General features: G+C 71.7%; 11 protein-coding genes. 7 read left to right on the top strand and 4 right to left on the bottom strand.

Features of this window, described 5'->3' with window-relative positions; all coding sequences use genetic code 11:
- Positions 1-77 precede the first annotated feature (77 nt).
- The 7 genes from ACWCPY_RS17355 (at position 78) to ACWCPY_RS17325 (ending at position 9,571) form a co-directional block, all read left to right on the top strand.
- A complete protein-coding gene (locus tag ACWCPY_RS17355) occupies positions 78-941 on the top strand; it encodes an SCO6745 family protein (RefSeq protein WP_451265777.1) in 864 nt (287 codons plus the stop codon).
- Between the two features lie 133 nt (positions 942-1,074).
- The gene (locus ACWCPY_RS17350) at positions 1,075-3,492 is read left to right on the top strand and encodes a Tex family protein (RefSeq protein ID WP_451265775.1); all 2,418 of its coding nucleotides are present in this window, start codon (positions 1,075-1,077) and stop codon (positions 3,490-3,492) included.
- A 476-nt stretch (positions 3,493-3,968) separates the two neighbouring features.
- On the top strand, positions 3,969-5,579 hold the full coding sequence (locus ACWCPY_RS17345) for an ABC transporter substrate-binding protein (protein ID WP_451265773.1): 1,611 nt from the start codon (positions 3,969-3,971) through the stop codon (positions 5,577-5,579).
- Entirely contained in the window at positions 5,576-6,550 is a 975-nt protein-coding gene (locus ACWCPY_RS17340; RefSeq protein WP_451265771.1) for an ABC transporter permease, read from the top strand. Before ACWCPY_RS17345 ends, ACWCPY_RS17340 begins: the two co-directional genes overlap by 4 nt.
- Positions 6,547-7,458 (top strand): ABC transporter permease, encoded by a 912-nt coding sequence (locus tag ACWCPY_RS17335; RefSeq protein WP_451265769.1) that lies wholly within the window; start codon positions 6,547-6,549, stop codon positions 7,456-7,458. Before ACWCPY_RS17340 ends, ACWCPY_RS17335 begins: the two co-directional genes overlap by 4 nt.
- Entirely contained in the window at positions 7,455-8,522 is a 1,068-nt protein-coding gene (locus tag ACWCPY_RS17330) for an ABC transporter ATP-binding protein (protein ID WP_451265767.1), read from the top strand. The genes ACWCPY_RS17335 and ACWCPY_RS17330 overlap by 4 nt, the downstream gene beginning before the upstream one ends.
- Positions 8,519-9,571 (top strand): ABC transporter ATP-binding protein, encoded by a 1,053-nt coding sequence (locus ACWCPY_RS17325; RefSeq protein ID WP_451265765.1) that lies wholly within the window; start codon positions 8,519-8,521, stop codon positions 9,569-9,571. Before ACWCPY_RS17330 ends, ACWCPY_RS17325 begins: the two co-directional genes overlap by 4 nt.
- A 68-nt stretch (positions 9,572-9,639) precedes the next feature.
- Here the strand turns inward: ACWCPY_RS17325 and ACWCPY_RS17320 are convergent, their stop codons facing one another.
- The 4 genes from ACWCPY_RS17320 to ACWCPY_RS17305 form a co-directional block, all read right to left on the bottom strand.
- Positions 9,640-10,848 (bottom strand): amidohydrolase family protein, encoded by a 1,209-nt coding sequence (locus ACWCPY_RS17320; RefSeq protein ID WP_451265763.1) that lies wholly within the window; start codon positions 10,846-10,848, stop codon positions 9,640-9,642.
- Between the two features lie 68 nt (positions 10,849-10,916).
- A complete protein-coding gene (locus tag ACWCPY_RS17315) occupies positions 10,917-11,576 on the bottom strand; it encodes a GntR family transcriptional regulator (protein WP_451265761.1) in 660 nt (219 codons plus the stop codon).
- A complete protein-coding gene (locus ACWCPY_RS17310) occupies positions 11,573-13,048 on the bottom strand; it encodes a chlorohydrolase family protein (RefSeq protein ID WP_451265759.1) in 1,476 nt (491 codons plus the stop codon). Before ACWCPY_RS17310 ends, ACWCPY_RS17315 begins: the two co-directional genes overlap by 4 nt.
- A 196-nt stretch (positions 13,049-13,244) precedes the next feature.
- Positions 13,245-14,882: an ABC-F family ATP-binding cassette domain-containing protein gene (locus tag ACWCPY_RS17305; RefSeq protein ID WP_451265757.1), complete on the bottom strand. Its 1,638-nt coding sequence runs from the start codon at positions 14,880-14,882 to the stop codon at positions 13,245-13,247.
- Between the last annotated feature and the right edge of the window lie 22 nt (positions 14,883-14,904).

Here is a 14,904-nt window from a genome sequence, read left to right as displayed (position 1 = left end):
CTGCCATGACGGGGCCGCCGTGATTCGGGCACCGCCCGGGGTTACCAGGCGTACCAACCGGTCGGTAATGTGCCTTCATGAGTACTCTGCCGCCTCGCGCCGGACGCCGCTGCCACAACGCCATCAACCCGCTGCACTCGACGTTCTACTTCTCCCCCGACCTCGGCAAGGAGTTCGGGGAGCTCGGCATCGACGACTCGAACGCCGCCTACTTCGCCGTGCGTTCGGCGGCGATGGGCGCCGTCGGACCGGGCACGGTCACCGCGACGTTCTACAACTTCAACCACGACCTGGTGGCCCGGCACCTGCCCGCCGTCTGGTCCGTCGCCTCGCCGCAGGCGGTCCTGGACGCCCGGCTGCGCGCCGCCGACACCACCCTGCGGCGGCTGCTGGGCGAGGAGGTCATCGCCTCTCCGGAGCTGGCGGAGGCGGCGGAGCTCGCGCTGCGCGCGGCCGAGGGGTGCACCCGACACGCCCGGCCGCTCTACGCAGCCCATGCCGATCTCCCGGTGCCCGAGGAACCGCATCTGGCGTTCTGGCACGCCGGCGCGCTGCTGCGCGAACACCGCGGCGACGGCCATCTCGCCGCGCTCCTGGCCGCCGGACTCGACCCGCTGGAGGCCCTGGTCAGCCACACGGCGACCGGCAAGGGGATGTCCCCGGGCTGGGTGCTCGCCACCCGGGGCTGGCGCCGTGAGGACTGGGACGCGGCCTGCGAGCGGCTGCGCGGGCGCGGACTCCTGGACACCGAGGGCGAGTTGACGGAGGCGGGCGTCGCGCTCCGGGCGGAGCTGGAGGAGGCCACGGACCGGATGGACGCGGCCCCGTACGAGCACCTGGGCGCGGAGGGTGTGGAGCGGCTGACCGAACTGGCGCGCGGGTTCCTGTTCACGGCGGCTTCGGCGGGCGCGTTCCCGGCCGATCTGATCGGGAAGGGCTGAGCCGCCGTCCGGCCGACAACGGGGGTGGCCGGGCGACACGGCGCCCGGCCACCCGGCACAATGCAGGCGAAGGGGCCCTGCCCCGGCATGCACAGCCAGTAGAGCCAGTACGAGAAGGCGAGTCGGTAGAACCGTGACGACGTCCATCGAAGGCAGGATCGCCGAGGAGCTCGGCGTACGCGAACGGCAGGTGAAGGCGGCCGTCGAGCTGCTCGACGGCGGGTCGACCGTGCCGTTCATCGCGCGCTACCGCAAGGAAGCGACCGAGATGCTCGACGACGCGCAGCTGCGCACGTTGGAGGAGCGGCTGCGGTATCTGCGGGAGCTGGAGGACCGCCGGGCGGCGATCCTCGACTCGGTACGCGAGCAGGGCAAGCTGGACGAGGCGCTGGAGGCGCAGATCCGGGCCGCCGACACCAAGGCCCGCCTCGAGGACATCTATCTGCCGTTCAAGCCCAAGCGGCGCACCAAGGCGCAGATCGCCCGGGAGGCCGGGCTCGAACCGCTCGCCGACGGCCTGCTCGGTGATCCCTCGGTCGAGCCGCTCGCCGCTGCCGCCGCCTTCGTCGACGCCGGCAAGGGTGTCGCGGACGGTGCGGCGGCGCTGGAGGGGGCGCGTGCCATCCTCACCGAGCGGTTCTCCGAGGACGCCGATCTGATCGGTGAGCTGCGTGAGCGCATGTGGTCGCGCGGGCGGCTGGCCGCCAAGGTGCGGGACGGCAAGGAGGAGGCGGGCGCCAAGTTCGCCGACTACTTCGACTTCGCCGAGCCGTTCACCGCGCTGCCCTCGCACCGGGTGCTCGCGATGCTCCGGGGCGAGAAGGAGGACGTGCTCGATCTGGTCCTGGAGCCGGAGGAGCCCTCCGGGACGCCCGGCCCCTCGACGTACGAGAACATGGTCGCCCGGCGCTTCGGCGTGGCCGACCGCGGCCGACCCGGCGACAAGTGGCTCGGCGACACCGTGCGCTGGGCCTGGCGGACCCGGATCCTGGTGCACCTCGGCATCGATCTGCGGCTGCGGCTGCGCACGGCGGCGGAGGACGAGGCAGTACGCGTCTTCGCGTCGAACCTGCGCGATCTGCTGCTCGCCGCCCCGGCCGGGACCCGGGCCACGCTCGGGCTCGACCCCGGTTTCCGTACGGGTGTGAAGGTCGCCGTCGTCGACGCGACCGGCAAGGTCGTCGCGACGGATGTCATCCATCCGCACGTCCCGGCGAACAAGTGGGACCAGTCGCTGGCCGCGCTGGAGCGGCTGGCGAAGGCCCACGACGTCGACCTGATCGCGATCGGCAACGGCACGGCGTCCCGGGAGACCGACAAGCTCGCCGGTGAACTCATCGACAAGCACCCGGAGCTGAAGCTCACCAAGGTGATGGTTTCCGAGGCGGGCGCATCCGTGTACTCGGCGTCGGCCTTCGCCTCGCAGGAACTCCCCGACATGGACGTGTCGTTGCGCGGCGCCGTCTCCATCGCGCGGCGGCTGCAGGACCCGCTCGCCGAGCTGGTGAAGATCGACCCGAAGTCGATCGGTGTCGGGCAGTACCAGCACGACCTGTCCGAGGTGAAGCTGTCGCGCTCGCTGGACGCGGTCGTCGAGGACTGTGTGAACGGTGTCGGTGTCGACGTCAACACCGCCTCCGCGCCGCTGCTTTCGCGGGTGTCGGGAATCGGCTCGGGGCTCGCCGAGAACATCGTCGCGCACCGCGACGCCAACGGCCCCTTCCGGTCCCGCAAGGCGCTCAAGGACGTGGCACGGCTGGGCCCGAAGGCGTACGAGCAGTGCGCGGGCTTCCTTCGCATCCGGGGCGACGATCCGCTGGACGCGTCGAGCGTGCACCCGGAGGCGTATCCGGTGGTGCGGGCGATGGTGAAGCGGACCGGCGGTGACGTCGCCTCGCTGATCGGCAACACGGGGGTGCTGCGGTCGCTGCGGGCCGACGACTTCGTGGACGAGAAGTTCGGTCTGCCGACGGTCACCGACATCCTGAAGGAGCTGGAGAAGCCGGGGCGCGACCCGCGGCCCGCGTTCAGGACGGCCACCTTCAAGGAGGGCGTCGAGAAGATCGGCGATCTGGCGTCCGGAATGGTGCTGGAGGGCGTCGTCACCAATGTCGCGGCGTTCGGCGCGTTCGTGGACATCGGCGTGCACCAGGACGGCCTGGTGCACGTGTCGGCGATGTCGCGGACCTTCGTGAAGGACCCGAGGGACGTCGTGAAGCCGGGCGACATCGTGAAGGTCAAGGTCATGGACGTCGACGTGCCGCGCAAGCGGATCTCCTTGACGCTGCGGCTGGACGACGAGGCGGCGGCCGGTACGGGCCCCCAGGGCGGCGGCCCGAGGCGTGAGCGGGGCGAGCGCGGCGGCCGGAGCGGCCGGCCGCCGCGGCAGCGTCAGGGGCAGGGCGGCCAGGACCGCGACCGGCGCGGCGGCGGCAACGGGGGCGGCTCCGCCCGTCCGGCACCGGCGCCGGTGAACAGTGCCATGGCCGATGCCCTGCGGCGGGCCGGGCTGACGGACCCGGACCAGGGCGGCCGCGGCAGGAAGCGGTAGCAGGACCACTGAGCGGGGAGGGGCCACGCCTGCGGCGGGCCCCTCCCCGCTCCCTTTTTCTCCCGGGACCGGTGACCACACCCCGGCCCCGCCCCCCTTCGCCCCCTTCGCCGCCGTCGTCGACTCCTCCGACGGCGCACCGCAGCACCCTGGTCCAGCACCCGGTGGCAGCGGCACAACTCCCCCACGGGCGCCGGTTCTTCACCTCATTCACCAAGACTTTCCCATATCGGTATACCAAATAGGTCTCGGCTGAACAGTCGCTCCGGCACCACATAGGGCAGCTTGCCCCTTATATCCAGCATGTTTCCTTGCGGTACGACAAACGGCACACCATATTCCGATTGACGATCGAGCCTCTTGGTATACCGTTGCGCCTCAACGTGCACCCGCACCGGCAGTCGTCCGGCCCTCCGGCCGCCCTGCCGTTCTGCCGTTCTGCCGTCCTGCCTGCCGTCCCGAAGGAGGCTGTTCCCGTGCGTCGAATTCCGGCCGCTCTCTCGGTGGCCGCGCTGCTGGTGATCAACACCGCGTGCAGCTCGCTCTCTCCCCCCGGCGAGGAGACCACCGCCCGAGCCCGGCTCACCGACATGCGCCCCGTACGCGACGGCGGCACGGTCACGATCGGGCTGAAGTCCGATCCCGACATGCTGGACCCGAGCCTGACGTCGACCCTGGTCGCCCGCACCGTGTTCTCTTCCATGTGCGAACAGCTCTACGACGTGGACCAGGACAACAAGTTCGTACCGCAGCTCGCCGCCTCGATGCCGAAGATCACCGACGGCGGCAGGACCTTCACCTTCGACGTCCGCAAGGACGCCAGGTTCAGCGACGGCGCCCGGCTGGACGCGAAGGCGGTGAAGACCTCGCTCGACCGGCACCTGCGTCTGCGCGGCTCCGGGCGGGCCTCCGAGATCGACTCCGTACAGAAGGTCACGGCGATCGGTCCGTACACCGTGCGGCTCTCGCTCAGCCATCCCGATGTCCCGCTCCTGGGCCGGCTGGCCAACACGGCCGGGCTGATCATGTCCCCGAAGGCGCTCAGCACGTACGGCAGGGACTTCGCCGCGCATCCGTCGTGCGTCGGCCCGTTCCGGTACGTCAAGCGGGTCGTCGGCGACCGGATCGAGCTGGAGAAGGACCCGCTGTACTACGACGCGGACCAGGTCCACCTGGACCGCGTCATCTACAAGACGATCACCGACGGCACCATCCGGATGGCCAACATCCGGTCCGGTGACATCCAGATCGGCGACCAGATGGGCCCGGTCGAGGTACGCAACTCCATGGGCGAGAAGGACCTCCAGCTCCTCAACACCCCGTCGCTCGGCTACATGGCCCTCACCCTCAACGTCGGCAACTCGCACGGCATCGACAAGGACCCCAGCCCCGTCGACAGCCCCTTCGGCCACGACGTACGGGTACGGGAGGCCTTCGATCTCTCCCTGGACCGCGAACTGATCAACAAGCTGGTCTTCCAGGGGATGTACGAACCGGCCTGCGGCCCCGTACCTCCGGGGACTCCGCTCAGCTCTCCGCTCACCTGCCCGAAGCGGGACGTGGCGAAGGCCGAACGACTGCTGAAGGCCGCCGGGGTGAAGACTCCGGTGCCGCTGGAACTGATGATCAACACGACTCCCGACGACAGCCGTCTCGGCCAGGTCGTGCAGGCCATGGCCGCCGACGCCGGCTTCGAGGTCAAGCTGCGGCCGACCGAGTTCGCCACCGGCCTCACCCGCACCCTCGCGGGCGACTTCGAGGCACGGACGGGCGGCTGGGGCGGCCAGCCGGATCCGGCGGGCAACATCGACAGCCTCGTCGGCACCAAGGGCAGCAACAACCAGGGCAAGCTCTCGGACCCGACCATCGACCGGTTGATCGTCGAGGGCCGCAGCACCTCCGATGTCGCCGAACGCCGCGAGATCTACCGCAGGCTCACCGCCGCGATCAACAAGCAGCACGGCGTCATCTACCTCTACCGGAACATCAACTACGTCTCCGCCTCGCAGGACGTGAGCGGGATCAAGCTCTCCGGTGACGGCCTGATCAAGGTCAAGGAAGCCGGCTACACGAAGGGGAGCCGGTGAAACTCCTGCGCAGACTGCTCACGTCGTACGTGAGCCGCCGGATCGGCATGTCGCTGGTGACCATGGTGCTGGTCAGCATCACCGTCTTCCTCGGGGTCCGCGCGATGCCCGGCGACACCGCCCAGGCCCTCGCCGGTGAGCAGACCTCCCCGGAGGTCCTGGCCGCGATCCGCGAGGAGTACGGGCTCAACGACAACATCGCGGTCCAGTACTGGCGTTACGTCAGCCACGCGGCCACCGGTGACTTCGGCACCTCGGCCCGCACCGGGCTCCCCGTGCTGGACTCCATCACCCAGGCACTGCCCATCACCCTCGAACTGGCCGCGCTGTCCCTGCTGATGGCCGTCGTCGTCGGCATCGGCGCCGGGGTGCTGGCGGCGGTCCGGCGTGGCAAGCCGGCGGAGTGGCTGGCCAACGGCATCGCCCTGCTCGGCATGTCGGTGCCCTCGTTCTGGCTCGGGATCGTGCTGGTGCTGCTCTTCGCCATCGCCATGCCCGTCTTCGCGGCCTCCGGATTCGTGCCGTTCAGCACCGATCCACTGGAGAACCTGCGCCGGCTGGTGCTGCCCGCCGTGGTGCTGGGCTCCGGCCTCGCCGCGGTGGTGATGCGCCAGACCAGAGCGGCCATGATCGACGCGATGTCCTCGGACTATGTGCGCACCGCACGGGCCAAGGGGCTGGCCCCGGCCGCCGTGATCGGCCGGCACGGGCTGCGCAACTCACTCGTCACCGTGATCACCGTGCTGGGCCTGCAACTGGGCCATCTGATCTCCGGCGCCGTCGTCACCGAACAGGTCTTCGTCCTGCCGGGCTTCGGCAAGCTCACCATCGACGCGGTCTTCACCCGCGACTACGCCATGGTCCAGGGCGTGGTGCTGTTCACCTCGGCCGCCTACATCCTGATCAATCTGCTCGTCGACTTCCTGTACTCCGTGGTCGACCCGCGCATCCGGCTCGGAGGTTCCCGATGACCCTCGCCCCGTCCCCGGCGCCGAGTGCGGCCGTCGACCCCGTGCCACGGCCCTCCTCCGGCCGCGCCGCGCGGCTGGCCGCCTCGCTGCGCAGGCTGCGCCGCAACCGGCTGGCACTGGTCGGTGCCGTGCTCGCCGCGGTGTTCGTGCTCGTCGCGCTCTTCTCCTCGCTGCTGGCCCCGTACGACCCGGCCCGGCCGGACTTCGGCGCCGCGCTGGCCGAGCCCAGCTGGTCGCACTGGCTGGGCACCGACGACCTGGGCCGCGACCAGCTGTCCCGGGTGCTGGTCGGGGTCACCGCGTCCATGCAGGTCGGCGTGGCGGCGGTACTGCTGGCCTTCGTCGTGGCCGTCCCGCTGGGGCTGGTGGCCGGCTACTACGGCCGGTTCGCCGACACGGTGGTCTCCCGGCTGACCGACACCATGCTGGCCTTCCCGTTCCTGGTGCTGGCCGTCGGACTCGCCGCGGTGCTGGGCCCCTCGCTGCAGAACGCGACCATCGCGATCGGCATCTCCCAGATCCCGGGGATCGTCCGCGTCACCCGCGCCGAGACCCTGCGGCTCAAGCACCTGGACTACGTCGGCGCGGCGATCGCCAACGGCGCCGGGGACGGTGTGATCCTCTTCCGCCACATCCTGCCGAACGCGACCTCGACGCTGATCGTGCAGGCCACCGTGGGCATCCCGTCCGCGATCATCGGCGAGGCGGTGCTCAGCTTCCTCGGCCTCGGGGTGCAGCCGCCCGCCCCCTCGCTCGGTGTGATGCTCTCCAGCGCCCAGCCCTTCATCGCGGACGCGCCCTGGATGGCGGTCTTCCCCGGTCTGGTCATCGTGCTCGCCACCCTGGCGTTCAACCTGCTCGGTGACGGCGTACGCGACATCCTCGACCCCCGCGGAGGTTCCCGGTGACCGAAGTCGAAACGTCCACCGCGCCCGTGCCCGGCCCCCGCGACGGCTCCGGTCCGGTGCTCCGGGTCCGCGATCTGTCGGTCTCCTTCCACGGCGCGGAACGCACCGTGCACGCCGTGGACGGGGTCTCCTACGACCTGGCGCCCGGCGAGGTGCTGGCCGTGGTCGGCGAGTCGGGGTGCGGCAAGTCCGTCACCTCGATGGCCGTGATGGGGCTGCTGCCGCCGACCGCCCGGGTCGGCGGGTCGATCACCCTCGACGGTCAGGAGCTGGTCGGCGCGCCGGAGAAGCAGCTGCGCTCGCTGCGCGGCCGTCGGCTCTCGATGATCTTCCAGGAGCCGATGACCTCGCTCAATCCGGTGCTCACCGTCGGACGGCAGATCACCGAGGTCCTCCGCCGGCACCAGGGTCTGAGCCGGGGCGAGGCCAGGGAGCGGGCGGTCGAACTGCTAGGCATCGTCGGCATCCCGGCCCCGCGCAAGCGGGTGGACGAGTATCCTCACCAGCTCTCCGGCGGCATGCGGCAGCGGGTGATGATCGCGATCGCCGTGGCGTGCGACCCCGCGGTGCTGATCGCGGACGAGCCGACCACCGCGCTCGATGTGACGGTGCAGGCGGGCATCCTCGATGTACTGCGCTCCCTGCGGGACCGGCTGGGCACCGCGATCGTGCTGATCACCCACGACCTCGGGGTCGTCGCGGACACCGCTGACCGGGTCCTGGTGATGTACGCGGGCCGCCCGGTCGAACAGGCCCCGGTGGACGAACTGTTCGCCTCGCCGCAGCACCCGTACACCCGGGGCCTGCTCGGTGCCGTACTGCGTCCCGGCAGCCGCGGCGAGGGCGGCCGGACCCGGCTCAACGAGATCCCCGGGCTGGTGCCCGATCTGCGCGAGCAGCCCGTGGGATGCGGCTTCGCGCCGCGGTGCGCGTCGGCCGACGCGGACTGCCTGACGAGCCGTCCCCCGCTGCGGCAGGCCGCCGGGCCCCATCTGATCGCCTGCCACCACCCGGCCGGCACCGACCCGTCCCGTCCCGATCCGAGCAAGGGAACCGTCCGATGACCGCCAGCCCCACCCCACCCGCCGGCACCGCGGGGACCGTCACCCCGGTGCTGGCCGTGCGCGACCTCAAGCGGCACTTCGACGCGTCGGGCGGCACCGTGAAGGCGGTGGACGGTGTGTCGCTGACGATTCTGCCGGGTGAGGTCGTCGGCCTCGTCGGGGAGTCGGGCAGCGGCAAGTCGACCGTGGGACGCTGCGTGGTCCGCCTGGACCGTCCGACCGGCGGCAGCGTGGAGATCAACGGCACGGACGTCACCACGCTCACGCCGCGTGCGCTCCGGCCCCTGCGCAAGGACTTCCACCTGGTGTTCCAGGACCCGTCGTCCTCACTCAACCCGCGCATGACGATTCGTCAGATCATTGCGGAGCCGCTGCGCTTGCACGGCATGGCGAACCGCGCCGAGGCCGCGGACCGGGTGGACGAGCTGCTCGCCCAGGTCGGTCTGCGGCCCGAGCTGGCGGACCGCAACCCCCATGAGCTGTCCGGTGGCCAGCGCCAGCGGGTCTCCATCGCCCGCGCCCTGTCGGTCGACCCCGCGCTGCTGGTGGCCGACGAGCCGACCTCGGCGCTCGATGTGTCGGTCCAGGCCTCGGTGCTCAACCTGCTCGCGGACCTCCAGCGCGACCGGGGCTTCGGCTGCCTCTTCATCACCCACGACCTGGCTGCGGTGGAGTATCTGGCGGACCGCATCGCGGTGATGTATCTGGGCCGGATCGTCGAACAGGCCCCGGCCGCCGAGCTGTTCGCGGCGCCCAGGCATCCCTACACCCAGGCGCTGCTGTCCGCGGCGCCGGTGCCCGACCCCGCCGAGCAGCGGGGCCGCAGCCGGATCGTGCTCGGCGGCGAGCTGCCCAGCCCGCTGGACCCGCCGCCCGGCTGCCATTTCCACACCCGGTGTCCGCTGGCCACCGACCGGTGCCGTACCGAGTCGCCGGTGCTGCGGACGCTGCCGGGCGAGGGCGGCCCGGAAGCGGCGCCGCGCCAGGTGGCCTGCCACCTGGTGGCGGACGACAGTACCGTGCCGGATGCCGCGAAGGCCGCCGCGTAGCACCGCGGCACATACGCCGGAGCCCGTCCACCACGTGGTGGACGGGCTCCGGCGTATGTGCGCCCGGGTCAGCCGACGAGCTCCATACCGTCCGCGACGACGCGTCCGGCGTGCAGCACCGTACGGTCGTTCCCGCGGTCCATCACGGCGGACGTCACGGTCTCGCCGTCGACCAGCAGCAGATCGGCGGCGTCGCCCACCGAGACACCGGGCCGGTCGGCCACCGACGTCAGGCGCGGCAGCTCCGGACGCAGGATCGAGGCACCGCCACGACCGGCGACGGCCATGCAGTGCTCGATCAGCTCGTCGGCCCGGTAGCGGTTGGTGAAGGCCAGCTGCCAGGTGCGGTCCAGCATGTCCCCGTTGCCGTACGGCGACCAGAAGTCGCGTTGGCCGTCCTCGCCGAGGCCGACCCGCACACCGGCGGCCGTCAGATCGGCCAGCGGCAGCGCCCGGTGCTGCGCGGGCGCGACGGTCGCCATCGCGATGTCCAGCTCGGCGAACTCCTCGATGAGCCGCCTCGTCGTCGCCTCGTCGACACCGCCGAGGTCGTACGCGTGCGACAGTGTCACCTGGCCGGCCATGCCGAGGGCGCGCACCCGCTCCAGGATCAGGTCGACGCTGAACACGCCCAGCGGCCCGGGCTCGTGGAGGTGGATGTCGACCGGTGCCCGGTGGCGCTCGGCGAGGTCGAACACGATGTCCAGATGGCGTACCGGGTCCCGGTCCAGGGTGCAGGGATCGATGCCGCCGACCACGGCCGCGCCCGCGGACAGGGCCCGGTCCATCAGCTCCGGCACGCCCTTCTCCTTGAGCAGACCGGCCTGCGGGAAGGCCATGATCTCGACCTCGCAGCGGCCGGCGTGCGCCTCCTTGGCGGCGAGCACGCCCTCGAACCGCTCCAGGCCGCAGTCCGCGTCGATCTGCGCGTAGCTGCGGACGCGGGTGGTGCCGCGCTCGATCATGCGGCCCAGGGTGTACGTGGCCCGCTCGGCGACGCTCCATTCGTCCTCGCGCCAGTGGGCGCGGTCGTTCATGGTCATGGCCCAGACACCGGGTGCGCCGGTGTGGGGGCGGAAGGGGAGCCCGATGCGGGTGGAGTCCAGGTGGCAGTGGACGTCGGAGAACGACGGAAGGGCGAGCCGTCCCCGTCCTGCCACGGTGTCGCCGTCCTCGGTACGGTCCGGGTCGTGCGGGGTGATCGCGGCTATCGCACCGTTCTCGATCTCGATGTCGCTGGGTTCGCCGCCCCAGGGGCGGACGTTCGTGATCAGCATGTGGTGGATCTCCTTGTCTCGGGTGCCGGTGCGCGGTTCTCCGGCGGCGGCCGTCCTGCCGCCGCCGGTCACTCGGCCGGGAGCACCTCGGCCAGGGCCGCCAGGGAGGGGCCGCGGCCCCTCTCGATGTGCGCGTAGGCGAGGGCATCGGCCAGGTCGGGCTTGCCGGCGTGGATCGCGGCGCAGATGTCCTGGTGCTCGGTGCACTGGACGCGCGGGTCGAGGCCGCCGGTGAGGGTGAAGAGCCACTGCACCAGACCGAGCGAGGGCTGCAGGGCGTCCTGGAGCAGGCGGTTGCCGGTCATCGTGACGATCTCCGCGTGCAGGGCGGTGTTGGCGGCCGGGATCTCGTCGATGTCGCCGCGCCGGGTGGCGTCCCCGGCCGCCTCCATGAGCTCCCGCAGCCGCTCACCGCCGCGTCCGCCGGCGCAGGCCTCGGCGGCCCGGCGCGCGGCGAACACCTCCAGGCTCAGCCGGAGGTCGAAGAGTTCGGCCACGTCGCGGAGCGAGAGGTTGCGCACCCAGGCGCCACGTCGTGGCGAGATCACCACCAGGCCCTCCCCCGTCAGCCGGGTGAGTGCCTCGCGGACGGGGATGCGCGATACGCCCAGCGCGTCGGAGAGTTCGCGTTCGCGCAGCCGCGAGCCGGGCGGGTACGCGCCGCTGAGGACGCGGGTACGGATCGTCCGCTCGGCGTGCTCGACGTGGGACGGTCCGGACTCGGTCAAGAGCGCGTCTCCCGGAACGGCGGGAACGTCGGCGGGAACAGCTCATCGGCGCCGCGGCGCCGCACGTCGCGTTCGCTGTAGGCCTCGCGCATCCTGTCGAACAGGTCCTGGGCGCGGCGGCGCAGGTTGACCGGGTCCACGCCGGGGATGCGGCCGTCGGTCATGACCGGGCGTCCGGCCACGACGGAGTGGGTGGCCTGCCGGGCGGTGCCGTTCAGCAGGAAGGTGCGGACGGGGTCGTCCTGCACGCCGTCGCGGATGTCGTCCAGCCGGAACGCGACCAGGTCCGCCTGGGCACCCGGCTCCAGCCGGCCGAGGTCGGTGCGGCCCAGCGCGCGGGCGCCGCCGAGCGTGGCCGCCTCGACGTAGCGCTCGGCGGGCGCCGCGTCGGCGCGCCCGTCGACGACCTTCGCGAGGTGGACGCCGAGGTCCATGCCCCGGATCAGGTCCGGGGGGAAGGAGTCGGTGCCCAGGCAGAGGTTGACCCCGGCCTTCCGGTACGCGTCGAAGGAGTGCAGCACCTGGCCGTAGCGCAGCGAGGTCTGCGGGCAGTGGACGACCGAGACGCCGGCCGCCGCGAGGGTCGCCAAATCGCCGCGGTCCTCGCCGTGCACACCGGGATGCCGGTCGATGACGATGCCGTGCGGGACGAGGAGCCGGGTGTCCAGCAGCCCGGCGCGTTCGAGCAGGCGCAGGGGCGTGGTGCCGTGCAGCCGGCGCACCAGGTCCCGTTCGTGCATGCCCTGCAGGCAGTGGAGCCGTACGAGGGCGTCGCGCCGGCGCGCGATCGCGGCGGTCTCCCGCAGGAGTTCTTCGGTGAGTGTCTCGATGCGGCACGGCAGCAGTACGCCGTTGACCAGCGGGTCGTCCAGTCCGGCCACGTGGTCGAGGAAGCGCACGGCGTCCCGCAGCCCGTCGCGGCCGCGCTCCTCGTCGAACTCGACGCCGCGGCTGCCGTCGGGCAGTGTCACATTGACGCCGGACCGGTAGGCGGGGCCCAGGTAGCCCCGCAGGCCGATCCGCCGGGAGGTCTCCGCCATGGCGACGAGTTCGTCGTACGGCTCGGCCCAGGCGCTGTGGACCTCCGAGGCGATGGGCATGTAGGTGGTGATGCCGTGCAGCGCGAGCTGGACGAGTGCGTACTCGCGGACGGTGGCCCGTTCGGCCGGTGTGAAGACGTCGTGACGCCGGTCGGTGAAGTACTCCCGCGACCAGAGGAGTCCGCCGCCGGTATCCGGCGCCGCCCAGGAGTCCAGGACGAGGTGGTCGATGTCGGTGAGGGCGTCCAGGTCGATGAGCCCGGGCATCACCAGCGCCTCGCCGAGGTCCAGTTCCTCGTCCACGGGGCCGTCGTACCGCTTTCCGACGTACGCGATGGTGGATCCGTCCCACACGATCTCGCCGCCGCGCAGCAGCGCGTGACCGCCGTCATGGTGGGCGAGGATGTGGGCGGCGCGCCAGCGGGTTCGCACGGGGCCTCCTGCGGATGCGTATCAGGGCCGTTCCGGCCGGACGGCGGTCCTTGGCCGAACCGACACTAACACTTGGCATACCAAATTTTGATGCCACCGAGAAGTATGGGCGCTTGGTCGCAAATGACCCGCCGACGCAAGGCGCAGGAACGCAAGATCCGAACCTTTTGGCATACCAGGCCGGAGCGGCCCGGGCTCAGACCTCCGTCACCCTTCCCTCCGCCACCTCGACGCGCCGCGTCGTCCGCACGGCCTCCAGCATGCGCCGGTCGTGCGTGACCAGCAGCAGCGTGCCCGGGTACGACTCCAGGGCCGATTCCAGTTGCTCGATCGCGGGCAGGTCGAGATGGTTCGTGGGCTCGTCGAGCACCAGGAGATTGACGCCCCGGCCCTGGAGCAGGGCGAGCGCCGCCCGGGTGCGCTCACCCGGGGAGAGCGTCGTGGCGGGCCGCATCACATGGTCGGCGCGCAGGCCGAACTTGGCGAGCAGCGTGCGTACTTCGGCCGGATCGGTGTCGGGCACGGCCGCGCAGAACGCCTCCAGGAGCGACTCCGAGCCGTGGAAGAGCTTGCGGGCCTGGTCGACCTCGCCGACCACCACCCCCGAGCCGAGCACCGCGTGGCCGGAGTCGAGCGGGAGGCGGCCCAGGAGCGCGGCGAGGAGGGTGGACTTGCCCGCCCCGTTGGCGCCGGTGATGGCGACCCGGTCCGCCCAGTCGATCTGCAGCGATGCCGGGCCGAAGGCGAAGTCGCCGCGTACGGCGCACGCTTCGCGCAGGGTGGCCACCACCGAGCCGGAGCGGGGTGCGGCGGCGATCTCCATCCGCAGTTCCCATTCCTTGCGCGGTTCGTCGACGGCTTCGAGCCGTTCGATCATGCGCTGGGTCTGCCGGGCCTTGGCGGCCTGCTTCTCGCTCGACTCGCTGCGGAACTTGCGGCCGAGCTTGTCGGAGTCGGTGGCCTTGCGGCGGGCGTTCTTGACGCCCTTGTCCATCCAGGAGCGCTGCATCTGGGCGCGCCCTTCGAGAGCGGCGCGCTTGTCCGCGTACTCCTCGTACTCCTCGCGGGCGTGCCTGCGGGCGCGCTCGCGCTCCTCCAGATAGGCCGCGTATCCGCCGCCGTACAGATTGATCTGCTGCTGGGCCAGGTCCAGTTCGAGGACCTTGGTGACCGTGCGCATCAGGAATTCGCGGTCGTGGCTGATGACCACCGTGCCCGCGCGGAGCCCCGAGACATAGCGCTCCAGCCGCTCCAGGCCGTCCAGGTCGAGGTCGTTGGTGGGCTCGTCCAGCAGGAAGACGTCGTAGCGGGACAGGAGGAGCGAGGCCAGGCCGGCGCGGGCGGCCTGGCCGCCGGAGAGCGCGGCCATCGGCAGGTCGAGGCCGACGGTCAGCCCGAGCTCGGCCGCGACCTCCTCGGCACGCTCGTCCAGGTCCGCGCCGCCGAGGGCCAGCCAGCGCTCCAGCGTCTCGGAGTACGCGTCGTCCGCACCCGGTGCCCCGTCGACGAGGCCCTGCGTCGCCGCGTCCATCGCGGCCTGGGCGTCGGCGACGCCGGTGCGGCGGGCCAGGAACTCCCGCACGGTCTCCCCCGCGCGCCGTTCCGGCTCCTGCGGGAGGTGACCGACGGTGGCGGTGGGAGGGGAGAGCCGCAGCTCGCCCTCCTCCGGCCGGTCGAGTCCGGCGAGGAGCCGGAGCAGGGACGATTTTCCGGCCCCGTTGACTCCGACGAGACCGATCACGTCACCGGGCGCGACGACGAGGTCGAGTCCGGCGAAGAGTGTGCGGTCGCCGTGTCCGGCGGCGAGGTCCTTGGCGACGAGAGTGGCAGTCATCAGGGTGTCGATCCTAGGCCCT

It is taken from the genome of Streptomyces sp. NPDC002403 (genome assembly GCF_053593015.1).
Note: the sequence above shows the minus strand (reverse complement) of the source record. Positions and strands in the feature narration are given on the sequence as shown.

Coding starts and splice junctions, on each gene's coding strand:
- ACWCPY_RS17355 (WP_451265777.1), top strand. CDS start 78: ATGAGTACTCTGCCGCCTCGCGCCGGACGCCGCTGCCACAACGCCATC.
- ACWCPY_RS17320 (WP_451265763.1), bottom strand. CDS start 10,848: ATGCTGATCACGAACGTCCGCCCCTGGGGCGGCGAACCCAGCGACATC.
- ACWCPY_RS17305 (WP_451265757.1), bottom strand. CDS start 14,882: ATGACTGCCACTCTCGTCGCCAAGGACCTCGCCGCCGGACACGGCGAC.
- ACWCPY_RS17335 (WP_451265769.1), top strand. CDS start 6,547: ATGACCCTCGCCCCGTCCCCGGCGCCGAGTGCGGCCGTCGACCCCGTG.
- ACWCPY_RS17325 (WP_451265765.1), top strand. CDS start 8,519: ATGACCGCCAGCCCCACCCCACCCGCCGGCACCGCGGGGACCGTCACC.